The organism is Pseudomonas sp. HLG18 (assembly GCF_051903985.1).
GTDB lineage: Bacteria > Pseudomonadota > Gammaproteobacteria > Pseudomonadales > Pseudomonadaceae > Aquipseudomonas > Aquipseudomonas fluorescens_BT.
Genome location: NZ_CP195831.1, coordinates 4,188,448 through 4,203,415, shown reverse-complemented (window position 1 = coordinate 4,203,415; position 14,968 = coordinate 4,188,448). Strand labels below are relative to the sequence as shown.

Here is a 14,968-nt window from a genome sequence, read left to right as displayed (position 1 = left end):
TTCATGCTCGGCAAAATCCCTTCAGGAGCAGCGGCATGAGCGTGTACGAGTGGGCGAGGCAGGAAACCCGGCAGAGTCTGGAGATGGCGCAGGAGGTGGGGTTCGATCCGGGCCTGAGCCTGCGGGCCCTGCTCAGTGCGGTGGTGCAACAGAGCAAGGCCGTACGCAATGCCGAAGACCTGGCCGACGAGTTGCGCTTTCTGGCGGAAAACCTCGACGACGATCAGGACTACGGCTTCATGCGGCCCTGATCAGAGGATCAGTGGCGCGGGTCGAAATCGCCGGAAAACAGTTCGTCCTCGGCATCCGGGGCCACCGGAATCTTGTGTTCTTCCGACGCCCAGGCGCCGAGGTCGATCAGTTTGCAGCGGTCCGAGCAGAACGGCCGGAATTTGTTCTCGGGGGTGAATTCCACCGGGGCGCCGCAGGTCGGGCAATTTACGGTTGGGGTCTGGCTCATGACTGGCCTCCGGATAAAGTCAGGTAAAAGTGATGCAGGCGCTCGACCTCGCTGTGCAGCCAGGCGAGGTCGCGGTCGTTGACCACCACATCGTCGGCACGGCTCACGCGGTCTTCGCGGCTGGACTGGGCCTTGAGGATCGCCTGGACCTGCTCTTCGCTGGTCTGGTCACGCTGCAAGGTGCGTTCGATCTGCAGTTGTTGCGGCGCGTCGATCACCAGGATCCGTTGGGTCATCGCGTATTGTCCGGACTCGATCAGCAGCGGCGACACCAGAATCGCATAAGGAGATTTTGCCAGCGCCAGGTGATGGGCGATTTCCTCGGCGATCAGCGGATGCAACAGCGCTTCTAGCCAGCGGCGTTGCTCCGGCACTTCGAAGATCAGCTTGCGCAATGCGGCGCGATCCAGTGTGCCGTCGGCCTGCAGGACATCCGGGCCGAAGTGCTCGGCAATTTTCGCCAGCGCCGGACGACCCGGTTCAACCACCCAGCGTGCTGCATGATCGGCGTCCACGACATGGATACCGAGGTCGATGAAGTGCTGGGCCGCCGCGCTTTTGCCACTGCCGATGCCGCCGGTCAGGCCGAGAATCCAGGGTTTTTCCACAGGGGTATTCATTTCAAACCGACAAACTGCCAATAGAAGTCGGTTATTTGACCACCCCAGAGCAAGGCAATCCAGCCGGCAATTGCCAGATAGGGGCCGAAGGGGATCGGCGTCGAGGTATTCCGGTCGCGCAACTTGAGCAAAATCACCCCCAGCACCGCTCCCACCAGCGAGGACAACAGGACGGTCAGCGGCAGAATCTGCCAGCCGCCCCAGGCCCCAAGCAGTGCCAGCAGCTTGAAATCACCGTGACCGATGCCATCCTTGCCGGTGAACAGCTTGAACAGCCAGAACACCGACCACAACGCCATGTAGCCAGCTACTGCCCCCCACAGCGCGTCGTGCAGCGAGACGAACAGGCCGAAGCTGTTGACGATCAACCCCAGCCACAGCAGCGGCAGCACCAGCACGTCGGGCAACAGCTGATGTTCGATATCGATCAGGCTCATCGTCAGCAGGCCCCAGGTCAGCACGATCAGCAGGCATGCCGGCCAGCCAAAGCCCAGATGCCAGGCGATGAACGCCGAGAGCAGACCGCAGGCCAGTTCGGTCAGTGGATAACGCTTGCTGATCGGCGCCGCACATGACGAGCAGCGCCCGCGCAAAAACACGTAGCTGAGCAGCGGGATGTTTTCCCACGCACGAATGCGGTGGGCGCAATGCGGGCACTGCGAATGCGGCAACATCAGGTTGTAAACCGGCAGCGGTGTTTCGACAGGCAGCCCAAGCACATCGTGAGCCTGCTGGCGCCATTCGCGCTCGAGCATTTTTGGCAGACGCCAGATCACCACATTGAGGAAGCTGCCGACCACCAGTCCGAGTATCAGAGCGGTGAAGACAAAGGCCAGCGGATAGAGAGCGAAGAGTTCGTCGATGGGCATGTCAGATCGCTGAGCCGAGTTGGAAGATCGGCAGGTACATGGCCACCACCAGTCCGCCGACGATCACCCCGAGTACCACCATGACGAAAGGCTCCATGAGGCTTGTGAGGTTGTCGACCATGTTATCCACTTCTTCCTCGTAGAACCCGGCAACCTTGTCGAGCATGTCGTCCAGAGCACCGGACTCCTCGCCGATGGCGGTCATCTGGACCGCCATGTTGGGAAACATGCCGGTGGTGCGCATCGAGAAATTCAGCTGCATACCGGTGGCCACGTCCTGGCGGATGCGCAGCACCGCGCGTTTGAACACCACGTTGCCGGTGGCTCCGGCAACCGAGTCCAGCGCTTCGACCAGCGGCACGCCGGCGGCAAAGGTGGTCGACAGGGTCCGGGCGAAACGGGCCACAGCAGACTTGTACATCATGGTGCCCACCAGCGGCAGCTTGAGCAGCCAGGCGTCACGGCGATCGCGCAAGGCCTGGGATTTCTTCAGAGCATGGCGGGTGCCGAAAAAAGCTGCGACCAGCACGCCGAGAATCGCCCACCACCATTGCTGCATGAATTCCGACAGGCCGATCACCATCAGGGTGAACGCCGGCAGTTCGGCACCGAAGCCGGAAAACACCGACTGGAACTGCGGCACCACTTTCACCAGCAGAATTGCGGTGACGACCGCGGCTACCAGAACCACGGCGGTGGGGTAGGTCATGGCCTTCTTGATCTTGGCCTTGAGGCTTTCGCTCTTTTCCTTGTAGGTCGCCACACGTTCGAGCAGGGTGTCTAGGGCACCGGACTGCTCGCCGGCATCCACCAGGTTGCAGTACAACTCGTCGAAGTATTGCGGCTTCTTGCGCAGGGCCGCGGCGAAGCTGTTACCGGCGGCGACTTCCTGTTTGACCTCGTCCACCAGCTTGCGCATGGCCGGATTGTCAAAGCCCTCGCCAATGATGTCGAACGACTGCAGCAATGGCACGCCGGCCTTCATCATGGTCGCCATTTGCCGGGTGAAGAGGGCGATATCCAGAGGCTTGATGCGCTTGCCGAAGTTCATCAACGACGCGGATTTCTTGCGCACCTTACCGGGGTTGATGCCCTGCTTGCGCAACTGTGCCTTGATCAGCGCGGGGCTTTGTCCGCTCAGTTCGCCAGTGATCCGGCTGCCTTTCCTGTCCGTGCCTTCCCAGGCGTAGACGCTGATTTTCGCTGCCTTGACGGCCATGTTCAGTCCTTGGTGACCCGGTTGATTTCTTCAAGGCTGGTGATGCCCTGCATGGCCTTGATCAGTCCCGAGGTGCGCAGGTCGTTGAAGCCGTCCAGGCGCATCTGGCTGTCGATTTCCAGTGAGTTGCCTTCGGCCATGATCAGCCGCTGCAGTTCGGGAGTATTCCTGACCACTTCATAGATGCCGGTGCGGCCCTTGTAGCCGCCGTTGCATTGATCGCAACCGACGGGCTCATAGATCGTGAAACTGCCGATGCGTTCCTCGGGGAAGCCTTCCTTGAGCAAGGTTTCGCGGGGAATCTCGATGGGTTTTCGGCAATGGCTGCACAGCTTGCGTGCCAGACGCTGGGCGATGATCAGGCTGACCGATGTAGCGATGTTGAAGCCGGGGATGCCCATGTTGTGCAAACGCGTGAGCGTTTCGGCGGCGCTGTTGGTGTGCAGTGTGGAGAGGACCAGGTGACCGGTCTGCGCCGCCTTGATGGCGATTTCCGCGGTCTCCAGATCGCGAATCTCGCCGACCATGATCACGTCCGGGTCCTGGCGCAGGAACGAGCGCAGCGCCTGGGCGAAATCCAGGCCCTGCTTCGGATTGACGTTGACCTGGTTGATGCCTTCCATGTTGATCTCCACCGGGTCTTCGGCGGTGGAAATGTTGATGTCGACGGTATTGAGGATGTTGAGCCCGGTGTACAGCGACACGGTCTTGCCTGAACCGGTAGGGCCGGTAACCAGAATCATGCCCTGTGGCTGCTTCAGGGCGGCGAGGTACAACTCTTTCTGCTCCGGCTCATAACCGAGGGCGTCGATGCCGATCTGGGCGCTGGAGGGGTCGAGGATCCGAATCACCACTTTTTCGCCCCACAGGGTCGGCAGGGTATTGACCCGGAAATCGATCGACTTGGTTTTTGACAGACGCATCTTCAAACGCCCGTCCTGGGGCTTGCGACGTTCGGAGATGTCGAGGCTGGCCATGACCTTCAGGCGTGCAGCGATACGCCCGGCCAGCTGGATCGGTGGCCTGGCCACTTCACGCAGGATGCCGTCGGTACGTACGCGCACCCGGTAGTTCTTTTCGTAGGGCTCGAAGTGCAGGTCGGAAGAGCCGCTTTTGATCGCGTCCAGCAGCATCTTGTGGACGAAGCGCACCACCGGAGCATCGTCGGCGTCCATCCCACCGATGGCGTCCTGTTTGCTGTCATCGACTGACTCGACGTCCAGTCCTTCAAGGTCGACATCGGCCATGTCTTCCAGACCGGAAGCGTGGGTGTCGAAGAACTTTTCGATGGCGTCGGTGAGCTTGTCGTCCTCCACCAGAATGGCTTCGGTGCTCAGCCCGGTGCTGAATTGAATGTCGTTGATCGCCTGGTGATTGCTCGGGTCGGAAATGCCCACGAACAGCTTGTTGCCTCGCCGCCACAGGGGCAGGGCGTGATGCTGGCGCACCAGTTTTTCACTGACCAGGCCCTTGGGCTGGGTTTCCTTGTCCAGGCAGTTGAGGTCGAGGAATGCCATGCCGAAATGCTCCGAGGCAATTTCGACGACCTGCCAGCTCTTCACCAGTTTGTTCTGTACCAGATAGCTGACCAGCGACAGGCGATTGCGCTGGGCCTGCTGCCAGGCTTGCTGGGCGACTTTTTCCGTGAGCAGTTCGGCCTGGACCAGCTGTTTGGCCAGGCCGCTCAGAGCGATGTCATTCATGGGAATCCCGGATGCAGACAGTTCATGACTTATAGCCTAGTCAAGTGACAGCGCCAAACCTCTCCGGTGCAGGTGACAAAAAGTGTCAGATAGTGCGGTTACACGTTGTAGGAAACCCCGCGATAGCGTGATCGCGCCCAGCCTGCGCGGCTGCGGGCGCCTTGGCACGGGCTGTGCTGAGTCCTGTTCAGATCATGAGATTCCGACTCATGCATGGAGCGTGTCTATGAAAAAACAACAAGGTTTCACTCTCATCGAGCTGCTGATCGTCGTGGCGATCATCGGCATCCTGGCGACCATTGCCCTGCCGCAATACACCAAGTACCAGGCACGGTCGAAAGTGACGGCAGGTCTGGCGGAAATCAGCGCGCTGAAAGTGCCGTTCGAGGACACCATCAATCAAGGTACAGACCCGACGCTGACGCTGGTGACCGGTAACGCATCCTATTCGACAACCAACTGCGGCACAGTCACTGCCTCGGGTACTGCGTCTTCTGGAGCTGGCACCATAGTCTGCACTCTGGCCAACGCACCGGCTCCGGTACTGGGCAAGACCATCACGCTGACCCGTTCTGGCGGTGCGACGGGTAACACCGCGGGCGTCTGGAGCTGCGCCTCGACAGTCAACCCTGACTACGCCCCTAAAGGTTGCCCTGGCAGCGGTACTTGATTGCTTGACCTCTGCTCACCAAATGCCCCGCTTTGCGGGGCATTTTCTTTTGCGGTGCTTCACAAAAAAGCTTCAATCTTTTCAGCGTGTTAGGAACTTTCCCAAAAACCGCAACTTGCATGTAGATAATTCAAGGGTCATGCAATTTGCATGATTCCGAAAATTTTTAATTTCACTAAATTATTGATTTATAAGAGTTTATTGTATTTTCAAAAGTTGGCACAGCGTTCGCAATACTTCCAGTAACCCTGCTGACAAGACACCCAGCAGACTTTCCAGAAAAACAGGAGTTACTCGTATGAAGAAGTTCGCTATCACTGCCGCTGCTGCTACCGCGCTGACCCTGACCATGGCCACCGGCGCATTCGCACAATCCACCCAGGCGACCCAGGCTCCAATGACTCTGGCTGCCGGTGAAATGACCAAGGCCAAAGAAGCTACTTCCGACACCTGGATCACCACCAAAGTCAAAAGCGACCTGGTCACTGAAAAAGGCATTCCAGGCACTGACATCAAAGTAGAAACCAACAAAGGCGTCGTGTCTCTGTCCTCCACTGTTGCAGTGACAGAAGCACAGAAAAAAATGGCCGTAGACATCACCAAGAAAATCAAAGGTGTGAAAGCGGTCTCCGCTGACGGCCTGAAAGCCGAGTAAGGCAAGACTTCTCGCCTGGACCGGGAGAAGACGCGACAGGCGGGCCGAGCAATACGTCTGCCGCACTTTAGAGTTCATGCGAACGGCCACACGGATTGTGGCCATTACAGGCCCCGGCATTCGTGTCGGGGCCTGTTCTATTTCAGGGATAGGAAAGTGGTGGAGTCAGTTACCGCGCTTGCTGTTGATCTGCCGCAGGCGATTGCCCTCGAAGCGCAGGTATTGGTACATGCCATTGCTCGGGCCGTAGGTCCACTCCTCGACCTGAAACTCTTCACGGCGATTGGCGCTGCGCTTGTAGCCCAGCACATCGCGACTGATCGGCTCGCCGCACTTTTGCAACACTTCGCTGGCGCGGTCGCCGAGGCTCACCAACTGGCTGCCGCAGCGCAGGGTATCGGATGCCGAAGCCTGGCTGGCGACGAGCGCCAACGCCATTGCAGCCAGCCATTGATTGTTCATCACTCGGCGTCCAGATGCATTTGCGTCACCACGCGGCCGTCGCTTTGCGCTTCGCCAAGATTGGCGTCGATGAAGTACACGCGGTCATCGGCCAACTGGCCCTTATCCACCAGATAATCCTTGATGCTGCTGGCTCGTTCCTGACCGAGCTGGCGCAACAGCACGTCGCTGCTACTCCAGAACTTGATCACGTCGGCACGCATTTTCGCCGTGCGTTCTTCCTTGCCCAGATCCTTCCATTCGGCTGGTGGCTGGGTTTTCAGACGGGTGCGGTAGATGCCTTCGAGCAGCGGGCCTTTTTCGTTATCCGGCACCTGAATCAGCGAAGCCTGAGCCGGCACTTTGTCGCCACGGCGCTGGAGCATCTTGTAGTAGTTGTACTGGTATTCGCGTTCCAGACGTTGCTCGGCGATCAGTGGGCCGTCGCTGCTTTGTGCTGCGGTGCCTTCGATTTCCAGGCGCAGGGCCGGGCGCTCTTTCAAGGCCTGGGACAATTTGACCAGCGCCGCTTCGGCATCCTTGTTCAGTTCACTGGAGCCTGGCGCGAAGGACACGGTACCCAGATCTTCTGAACCGCCACCGCTGACCAGTCCGCCAATCAACTTGAACGGCGCGGCCGCCGCCTTGACGATCAGGTTGCGCAGGGTCTGCCAGATAATCGGCATCACGCTGAATTGCGGGTTGTTGAGGTCGCCGGTGACCGGCAGCTCGATGGAAATCTTGCCGTCCACATCCTTGAGCAGTGCAATCGCCAGTTTCAGCGGCAGGCTCACGGCATCCGGGCTGTCGACTTTCTCGCCCAGTTGCAGTTGCTCGACCACTACTTTGTTCTCGGCCTTGAGCTGGCCCTTGGTGATCAGGTAGTGCAGGTCGAGATTGAGCCGGCCCTTGCGGATCCGGTAACCGGCGAACTTGCCGGAGTAGGGGGTCAGGGTGGTCAGTTCGACCCGTTTGAAACTGGTGGCGATATCAAGGCTGGCCATGGGGTCGAACGGGTTGACCGCGCCTTTGATCGTCACCGGCGCATAGCGGTCGACCTTGCCCTTGACGTCAACGCTGGCCGGTTTCGCCTGACGACTGTCGATGGTGCCGATCTGGCCGTTGAGTTGCTGGATTGCCGTGGCGAAGTTCGGGGTCAGACTGAAGTCGGCAAAGTTGGCCGAGCCGTCATTGATCGCGATACCACCGATGTGAATGCCCAGCGGTTTCGAGTTGTTGGCTGGTTTGGCCGCTGCCGTTTTCGCTCCGGAATCGGCAGGTTGCGGGATCAGCAAATCATCGATGTTGGTGGTGCGGTCATCGTTGATCATGAAACGCGCATATGGCTGGAACAGGTTGATCCTGTCGATCGACAGGCTGTCGCCATGTTGATAGTTCAGGCCTTCGACCACCACTTGCTGCCACTTGAGGAAGTCGCGGGTCTTCAGGGTATCTAGAGTGTGCAGTTGGTCGACCTGGGCGCGGCCGGTGACGCTGAATGCCAGCGGCTCGGTGCTTTTCAGGTTCACTTTCAGGTCGCTGCCGAGCATGCCGCTGCGCAGTTCAAGACGAATGAACGGGTTGATGTAGGACTGGGCGACGCGCAGGTCGATGTCCTGGGTTTTTACGTTGAGCTGGGCGGTGACCGGCGCCAGGTTGACCACGCCGTCGGCGTTGATCTTGCCTTGTTTGCCCAGGCCGGCATCGAGCTTGAGGTTGAAGGGCGAGCCGTTGAGACTGTCGAAATTCTGCAGGTCGACATTCAGCGGCGTGACGTCCAGCGTGACTTCGGGTTTCGCCGAGCGGTCGGCCAGATGCACTTTGTAGTCACGCAGTTGCACGTCCTTGAGCAGCACTTGCCATGGCTTGCCGGGGGCGGTCGGTTCCGCTTTCGGAGAGTCGGCGGCCGCCGGGGTGCTCTTGGGTTCCGCCGCAGCCTTGGCAGCCGGTTTGGACGGCTGACTGGCGAACAGTTTCTGCCAGTCCAGTTGCCCGTCCGCTTCAAGGGCGGCCCAGGTTTCGAGTTTCTGGCTGCGGATCTTGCCGACCACTACTTGCTGTTTGGCCAGGTCCACCGTGGTTTCGCTGACGTCGAGGCGGTCGAGTCTTGCCAGCGGACGTCCGTCCGGGGTCTTGATCGCAAACGGCGCGACGCTGACCGAGACGTTGCTCAGCAGCAGTTCGGTTTCCTTGGACAGGTTGAGCTTGTAGTCGGTACTGAGGCTGACCACACCGTTTTCCAGCGCCAGCGGTACGGCGTCGCGAACGTAGGGCCAGAAGGCTTTCATCTGGCCATCGGTGACCTTGAGCGTTCCTTGTGAGGCGATCGGGATCAGGCTGAAGTTGCCTTTCCAGTCGATCTGCCCACCGGACGGGCCGATGGCGACCAGGGTCATGTCGGCGTTGTCTTCAGGCAGGGTGCTGAGGTTGTTCAGTTCGAAGTCGAGCTTGTCGTAGACGAATTCGATCGGCTCGCTCGGGCGTGCATCCTCGAAATGCACGTTGCCGCCGGCCAGTTTGATCCGGTCGATGCGCAGTGGAAAAGGCTTGGCATTCGGATCGGTCGGCGTCGGTTCGCTGGCCGGCAGTTTGAACAGGCCCAGCAGATTGAGCTTGCCGTCCTTGGCGAACAGGACTTCGGTCTTGGGTTTGTCGAGTTCGATGTCGGACAGGTGCAGGGCTTTTGTCCACAGACTGTCGAGTTGCAGGTTGGCGTACAGGCGCTCGAAACCGACCTGCTCCTTGCCCGGTTCGCCGATGACCAGGCCCCAAAGCGTGACTTCGAGGCTGAACGGATTGAGTTCGATACGCTGGAGGTGCGCAGGCAGCGTTGCATGGTTGGCCAGTTGCTGGTTGGCTATGCGCAGCGCAATGCCCGGCAGAATCAGAAACCCCAGCAGGCTGTAGAGGGCCAGAGCGGTCAACAGGGCGCCAATCGCGCGAATCAATCCTTTGGGCATGTGCGGCTTCATCTGTCTGAATCGGAGTGCCTTGGAGTATGGCACGCGATTCCGGTTCCGAAGTACATCGCGCGCGACAGGATTATTCAGATTTTTCTGCAATGTCTGTAGGCGCTGCCGAAGGGGGCTCCTGCCGGGGGGGAGTCAGAGCTGGAGAATCAGGGTCTTGAGCGGCGGTTGCCCGTCCAGTGAGGGGAAGTCCCGGCCCGGGGTTATTACGCTCCACTCGCGCACCGGTCGCCCGGCCTTCTCGGCACAACGCAGCACCTGTTCGCGCCAGTCGTCCATGCTGACTTTTGCCAGGTTGTTGCAGCAGATCAGCACGCCGTTTTCGGCGGTGGTCAGCAGGGCTGGCTTGAGCAGACTCTGATAATCGCGAAGCAGGTCGACAGTGCCGAACGCGCTCTTGGCCCACGCGGGTGGATCAAGCAATACCAGATCGTACTGGCGCTGTTCGAGGCGTTGATAGCTCGGCAGTTTCTGCCCGCGACGCTGACTGATCGGCAGCCCGGCTAACTGACGGATCGCCGGGAAGTAGTCGGACTGAATGAATTCCATGGTCGGCAGTTGCGGATTGAGCAAGCCGTTCTCGCGTCCGACGGCCAGGTTGCCTTCGGCGAAATCCAGATTGCATACCTCGCGGGCACCGCCGGCAGCCGCGCTGAGGCCGACGCCACAGGTGTAGGCGAACAGGTTGAGCACGCTTTTGCCCCTGGCGTGATCCTTGACCCAGCCGCGGGTGTTGCGCAGGTCGAGGAACAGCAGCGGATCCTGCCCGGCATGGCGTCCGCGCACGCGGTAGTTCAGGCCCCATTCGTGGCCGACCAGATCAACCAGTGCTGCATCTTCGGCGCGGTAGACGCTGTCTTCGCGGTCGATGCGCGAGTTGCCACGGGAGCGGTCGTTGTAGACCAGCAAGGTTTGCAAGCCCAGCGTTTCATTCACCGTGGCGTGCAGTTGCAGCAGGTCGGTGAGTTCCAGCGTCTGGTGGAAACTCTGCACCATCAGTTGCGGGCCATAGCGGTCGACCGTCAGGCCGCCGGCACCTTCCTGGCTGCCATGGAACAGGCGATAGCAATCCGTGCCCTGGCTGTGCAGCTCGGCGAGCAGATCCTGGCGTTGATCGAGGGCGGCGCGCAGCGCCTGATTCAGGGAAGACATGCTTGCGCCTTGCTGGAGGGAATCGGGGCGCGGGAGTTTAGCAGCAACTCGGCTGCAAGCGGCGAGCTTCAAGCTTGAGGCTCGCCGCTTGCCGCTGCGCTTACTGGTTCAAGCGTTTATCGATCAAGCCCTGCACCACACTCGGATCCGCCAGGGTCGAGGTATCGCCGAGACTGTCGAGTTCGTTGCAGGCGATCTTGCGCAGGATCCGCCGCATGATCTTGCCCGAGCGGGTTTTCGGCAGGGCCGGGGCCCACTGGATCAGGTCCGGTTTGGCGAAGCTGCCAATCTCCTTGCTGACGTGGGCCAGCAGTTCTTTCTTCAGTTCGTCGTTGGGTTCGGTGCCGTTCATGGGTGTGACGAACGCATAAATCCCTTGGCCTTTGACGTCGTGGGGATAACCGACCACGGCGGCTTCGGCGATGCTGTCGTGCAGCACCAGCGCGCTTTCGACCTCGGCGGTGCCAATGCGATGACCGGAGACATTGATCACGTCGTCGATGCGCCCGGTGATCCAGTAGTCGCCGTCCTCGTCGCGGCGGGCGCCGTCGCCGGTGAAGTAGTAGCCGGGGTAGGGCTTGAAGTAGGTGTCGACCATGCGCTGCGGATCGCCGTAGACGCTGCGGATCTGCGCCGGCCAGCTCGACTTGATCGCCAGCACGCCGCTGCCGGCCCCCTTGATTTCCTTGCCGTGCTCGTCGAGCAGCACCGGTTGCACGCCGAACATCGGCTGGGTGGCGCAGCCCGGTTTGATTCGCTGGGCGCTGACCAGCGGGCTGAGCATGATGCCGCCGGTCTCGGTCTGCCACCACGTATCGACGATCGGGCAGCGCTGTTCGCCGACCACGTTGAAATACCATTCCCACGCTTCCGGGTTGATCGGCTCACCGACACTGCCGAGCAATCTGAGGCTTTGCCGCGACGTTTCCTGCAACGGACCGGCACCTTCGCGCATCAGTGCGCGCAGCGCGGTCGGAGCGGTGTAGAAGATGTTGACCTTGTGCTTGTCGATCACCTGCCAGAACCGCGATGTGCTCGGGTAACTCGGCACACCTTCGAAGATCAGGGTGGTCGCGCCGTTGGCCAGCGGGCCATAGACGATGTAACTGTGGCCGGTGACCCAGCCGACGTCGGCGGTGCACCAGAACACTTCGCCGTCGCGGTAGTCGAGCACGTACTTGAAGGTCATCGCCGCCTGCAACAGGTAACCGCCGGTGGTGTGCAGCACGCCCTTGGGTTTGCCGGTGCTGCCGGAGGTGTAGAGGATGAACAGCGGATCTTCGGCGTCCATCGGTTCCGGCGGACAATCGTCGCTGACGTCACGCACGGCCTGGTGATACCAGAGGTCGCGACCTTCGACCCAGTTGACTTTGTTCTGTGTGCGCTCGACCACCACGACGGTGCCGACATTCGGGCAACTCTGCAGGGCCTTGTCGACATTGTGTTTCAACGGCACGAATTTGCCACCGCGCACGCCTTCATCGGCGGTGATCACGGTGCGGCAGTCGGCGTCGAGAATGCGGTCGCGTAACGAGTCCGGTGAAAAACCGCCAAACACCACCGAGTGAATCGCACCGATCCGCGCGCAGGCCAGCATGGCGTAGGCCGCTTCGGGAATCATCGGCATGTAGATGCACACCCGGTCGCCTTTCTTCACGCCACGGCTTTTCAGCACGTTGGCCAGGCGGCAGACGTGGTGATGGAGTTTGCTGTAGGTGATTTGCGTGGATTCGGCGGGATCGTCGCCTTCCCAGAGGATGGCGGTCTGATCGCCACGCTTTTCCAGATGACGGTCGATGCAGTTGTAGCTGACGTTCAGCTTGCCACCGGCAAACCAGGCGGCTTGGCCGGTCTTCAGGTCATAGCGCTGGACGGTCTGCCACGGTGTGCTCCAGTCGAGGAAGCGGGTGGCCTGTTCGGCCCAGAAGGTGCTGGGGTGTTCAATGGATTCGCGGTACAGGCGCTGGTAGTCGTCCTGACTCAACTGGGCTGCCCGGCGGACGGCATCGGCTTTGGGGAACGTGCTGATATCGAACATGACGGTTCCTTATTCTTGTTGTGCGACAAGGATAAAGATGCGCCGAGAGCGGGGAGGGTTCAATACCTGTAAACAAACACCCCCTCATGGAGAGGGGGTGTGTTCAGGGCTGGATCAGCCGCGGTGACGGCCGCGGAAGTAGTTGATCAGGCCTTGGGTGGACGCGTCTTCAGCGGCGGTTTCTTCGCTGCCGACCAGACGGTTGTAGACGCCCTTGCCCAGTTCCTTGCCCAGTTCCACGCCCCACTGGTCGAAGGCGTTGATGCCCCAGACCACGCTTTGCACGAAGACTTTGTGTTCGTACATCGCCACCAGTGCGCCGAGACGACGCGGGCTGATGCGCTCGACCACCAGGGTGTTGCTCGGACGATTGCCCGGGATCACCTTGTGCGGTGCCAGTTTCTGCACCTGGTCTTCGCTCATGCCCTTGTCGCGCAGTTCCGCTTCGGCTTCCGGCAGGGTCTTGCCGAGCATCAGCGCCTGGCTCTGCGACAGGCAGTTGGCGTACAGCCACTGGTGGTGGTCGGAGACCGGGTTGAAGCTGACGATTGGCACGATGAAGTCGGCCGGGATCAGTTGGGTGCCCTGGTGCAGCAGCTGGTGGTAAGCGTGTTGACCGTTGCAGCCGACGCCGCCCCAGATCACCGGGCCGGTATCGGTCGACACTGCGGTGCCGTCCTGGCGCACGCTCTTGCCGTTGGATTCCATGTCCAGCTGTTGCAAGTGCTTGGTGATGTTACGCAGGTAGTGGTCGTACGGCAGGATCGCGTGGCTTTGCGCACCCCAGAAGTTGCCGTACCACACGCCGAGCAGGGCCAGCAGCACCGGCATGTTCTGTTCGAACGGCGCGCTCTGGAAGTGCTGGTCCATGGTGTAGGCACCGGACAGCAGTTCCTTGAAGTTGGACATGCCGATGGCCAGCGCGATTGGCAGGCCGATGGCCGACCACAGCGAGTAACGACCGCCGACCCAGTCCCACATCGGGAAGATGTTCTCTTCGCGGATACCGAAGGCCACGGCCGCCGCGTTGTTGCTCGAGACGGCGATGAAGTGGCGATACAGTTCGGCTTCCGAACCACCCTGGGCCAGGTACCAGGCGCGAGCGGCCTGGGCATTTTTCAGGGTTTCGAGGGTGTTGAACGACTTCGACGAAACGATGAACAGCGTGGTCTCGGCGCGCAGTTTTTGCGTCAGCTCGTGGAATTCGCTGCCGTCGATGTTCGCCAGGTAATGGCAACGCACGCCTTTCTGGGCATAGGACAGCAGGGCTTCGGAGACCAGCTCGGGGCCAAGGAACGAGCCACCGATGCCGATGTTCACCACGTCGGTGATCGGCTTCTCGGTGTAACCGCGCCACAGACCGTCGTGGATGCGGCCCACGAGATCGGTGATCTGGTTCAGCACCTTGTGTACTTCAGGCATCACGTTGACGCCGTTGACCGACAGCTTGTCGCCGACCGGGCGACGCAGGGCGGTGTGCAGCGCCGGGCGGCCTTCGGAGGAGTTGACGATTTCGCCGTCGAACAGGGCCTTGATCGCGCCCTTGAGATCGACTTCATTGGCCAGACCCACCAGCAGGTTGCGGGTCTCGGCGTTGATCAGATTCTTCGAATAGTCGAGAAACAGTCCGCAGCTGCTGAGAGTGAACTGATTGAAGCGCTGCGGATCGGCGTTGAAGGCTTCGCGCATGCTGAAATCCTGCATGGCTTGGCGGTGATCTTTCAACGCTTGCCAGGCAGGCAGAGCGGTAACGTCATGAGGAGTGCGGTAGTACGCCATCGCTGCGGTTTTCCTTTTTACTTGAACGGCCTTTTGAACACTGAAAAGACCTCCCCGCCATGTTTGGGCGAGGGGGCAACTGCGTCGACACGATTACTTTGGCGCAGGGCGAATACAGTAAACCCAGCGCTGCGATCTGTCTTGGCTTCTTCTGACCTGTTACCTGTACTTTTTTAACATCGATAACAGGAGAGGCCGACAGACGGCGGGTAATGCAAGCAAGTCCCTGCTCATCGCGCGAGTAGAACGGCGGGCAGTTTGCCCGATGGGCAGGTAGGCAGCAATACACGCCGCAGGTGATAAAAAGCAATGTGGGAGCCAGTCTGCTGGCGATTACGGCCCTGCAGTCAGCATCATTTCTGACCGATGGATCGCTTTCGCCTGCAGGCAGGC

The 14,968-nt window shown here is 60.3% G+C and carries 13 protein-coding genes; 3 read left to right on the top strand and 10 right to left on the bottom strand.

The features are described from left to right. Nucleotides 1–35: 35 nt before the first annotated feature. The gene (locus ACSPX5_RS19295) at nt 36–251 is read left to right on the top strand and encodes a hypothetical protein (RefSeq protein WP_007959584.1); all 216 of its coding nucleotides are present in this window, start codon (nt 36–38) and stop codon (nt 249–251) included. A gap of 8 nt (nt 252–259) precedes the next feature. On the opposite strand, the gene yacG is transcribed toward ACSPX5_RS19295, so the two are convergent. The 5 genes from yacG to pilB are packed head-to-tail and all read right to left on the bottom strand — an operon-like array spanning nt 260 to nt 4,871. Continuing rightward, nucleotides 260–460: a DNA gyrase inhibitor YacG gene (yacG, locus tag ACSPX5_RS19290; protein ID WP_039771664.1), complete on the bottom strand. Its 201-nt coding sequence runs from the start codon at nt 458–460 to the stop codon at nt 260–262. Further along, entirely contained in the window at nt 457–1,080 is a 624-nt protein-coding gene (gene coaE, locus ACSPX5_RS19285; protein WP_169431959.1) for a dephospho-CoA kinase, read from the bottom strand. Before coaE ends, yacG begins: the two co-directional genes overlap by 4 nt. Further along, nucleotides 1,077–1,949, bottom strand: a complete 873-nt coding sequence (locus ACSPX5_RS19280) for a prepilin peptidase (protein ID WP_207864776.1) — start codon at nt 1,947–1,949, stop codon at nt 1,077–1,079. Before ACSPX5_RS19280 ends, coaE begins: the two co-directional genes overlap by 4 nt. 1 nt (nt 1,950) lies before the next feature. Further along, nucleotides 1,951–3,168 carry a type II secretion system F family protein gene (locus ACSPX5_RS19275; RefSeq protein WP_169431957.1) on the bottom strand — a complete coding sequence of 406 codons (1,218 nt, stop codon included), beginning with the start codon at nt 3,166–3,168 and terminating at the stop codon, nt 1,951–1,953. Nucleotides 3,169–3,170: 2 nt separating this feature from the next. Then, on the bottom strand, nt 3,171–4,871 hold the full coding sequence (gene pilB / locus ACSPX5_RS19270) for a type IV-A pilus assembly ATPase PilB (protein WP_169431956.1): 1,701 nt from the start codon (nt 4,869–4,871) through the stop codon (nt 3,171–3,173). A gap of 226 nt (nt 4,872–5,097) precedes the next feature. Here pilB and ACSPX5_RS19265 point away from each other — a divergent pair, with 226 nt between their 5' ends. After that, a complete protein-coding gene (locus ACSPX5_RS19265) occupies nt 5,098–5,541 on the top strand; it encodes a pilin (protein WP_085732829.1) in 444 nt (147 codons plus the stop codon). A gap of 298 nt (nt 5,542–5,839) precedes the next feature. After that, nucleotides 5,840–6,196 (top strand): BON domain-containing protein, encoded by a 357-nt coding sequence (locus tag ACSPX5_RS19260; protein ID WP_065261581.1) that lies wholly within the window; start codon nt 5,840–5,842, stop codon nt 6,194–6,196. A gap of 165 nt (nt 6,197–6,361) precedes the next feature. Here the strand turns inward: ACSPX5_RS19260 and ACSPX5_RS19255 are convergent, their stop codons facing one another. The 5 genes from ACSPX5_RS19255 to pgi form a co-directional block, all read right to left on the bottom strand. Beyond that, nucleotides 6,362–6,658, bottom strand: coding sequence for a DUF2845 domain-containing protein (locus ACSPX5_RS19255; protein WP_169431955.1), 297 nt, complete (start codon nt 6,656–6,658; stop codon nt 6,362–6,364). Then, on the bottom strand, nt 6,658–9,609 hold the full coding sequence (locus ACSPX5_RS19250) for a DUF748 domain-containing protein (RefSeq protein WP_439820094.1): 2,952 nt from the start codon (nt 9,607–9,609) through the stop codon (nt 6,658–6,660). Before ACSPX5_RS19250 ends, ACSPX5_RS19255 begins: the two co-directional genes overlap by 1 nt. A 132-nt stretch (nt 9,610–9,741) precedes the next feature. After that, the gene (locus ACSPX5_RS19245) at nt 9,742–10,758 is read right to left on the bottom strand and encodes a class I SAM-dependent rRNA methyltransferase (protein WP_439820093.1); all 1,017 of its coding nucleotides are present in this window, start codon (nt 10,756–10,758) and stop codon (nt 9,742–9,744) included. A 100-nt stretch (nt 10,759–10,858) separates the two neighbouring features. Next, nucleotides 10,859–12,796: an acetate--CoA ligase gene (acs, locus tag ACSPX5_RS19240; protein WP_169431952.1), complete on the bottom strand. Its 1,938-nt coding sequence runs from the start codon at nt 12,794–12,796 to the stop codon at nt 10,859–10,861. 114 nt (nt 12,797–12,910) lie between these two features. Continuing rightward, complete coding sequence (gene pgi / locus ACSPX5_RS19235; protein ID WP_085612637.1) at nt 12,911–14,575, bottom strand: glucose-6-phosphate isomerase; 1,665 nt, start codon at nt 14,573–14,575, stop codon at nt 12,911–12,913. Nucleotides 14,576–14,968 lie beyond the last annotated feature (393 nt).

Coding starts and splice junctions, on each gene's coding strand:
- ACSPX5_RS19295 (WP_007959584.1), top strand. CDS start 36: ATGAGCGTGTACGAGTGGGCGAGGCAGGAAACCCGGCAGAGTCTGGAG.
- yacG (WP_039771664.1), bottom strand. CDS start 460: ATGAGCCAGACCCCAACCGTAAATTGCCCGACCTGCGGCGCCCCGGTG.
- coaE (WP_169431959.1), bottom strand. CDS start 1,080: ATGAATACCCCTGTGGAAAAACCCTGGATTCTCGGCCTGACCGGCGGC.
- ACSPX5_RS19280 (WP_207864776.1), bottom strand. CDS start 1,949: ATGCCCATCGACGAACTCTTCGCTCTCTATCCGCTGGCCTTTGTCTTC.
- ACSPX5_RS19275 (WP_169431957.1), bottom strand. CDS start 3,168: ATGGCCGTCAAGGCAGCGAAAATCAGCGTCTACGCCTGGGAAGGCACG.
- pilB (WP_169431956.1), bottom strand. CDS start 4,871: ATGAATGACATCGCTCTGAGCGGCCTGGCCAAACAGCTGGTCCAGGCC.
- ACSPX5_RS19265 (WP_085732829.1), top strand. CDS start 5,098: ATGAAAAAACAACAAGGTTTCACTCTCATCGAGCTGCTGATCGTCGTG.
- ACSPX5_RS19260 (WP_065261581.1), top strand. CDS start 5,840: ATGAAGAAGTTCGCTATCACTGCCGCTGCTGCTACCGCGCTGACCCTG.
- ACSPX5_RS19255 (WP_169431955.1), bottom strand. CDS start 6,658: ATGAACAATCAATGGCTGGCTGCAATGGCGTTGGCGCTCGTCGCCAGC.
- ACSPX5_RS19250 (WP_439820094.1), bottom strand. CDS start 9,609: ATGAAGCCGCACATGCCCAAAGGATTGATTCGCGCGATTGGCGCCCTG.
- ACSPX5_RS19245 (WP_439820093.1), bottom strand. CDS start 10,758: ATGTCTTCCCTGAATCAGGCGCTGCGCGCCGCCCTCGATCAACGCCAG.
- acs (WP_169431952.1), bottom strand. CDS start 12,796: ATGTTCGATATCAGCACGTTCCCCAAAGCCGATGCCGTCCGCCGGGCA.
- pgi (WP_085612637.1), bottom strand. CDS start 14,575: ATGGCGTACTACCGCACTCCTCATGACGTTACCGCTCTGCCTGCCTGG.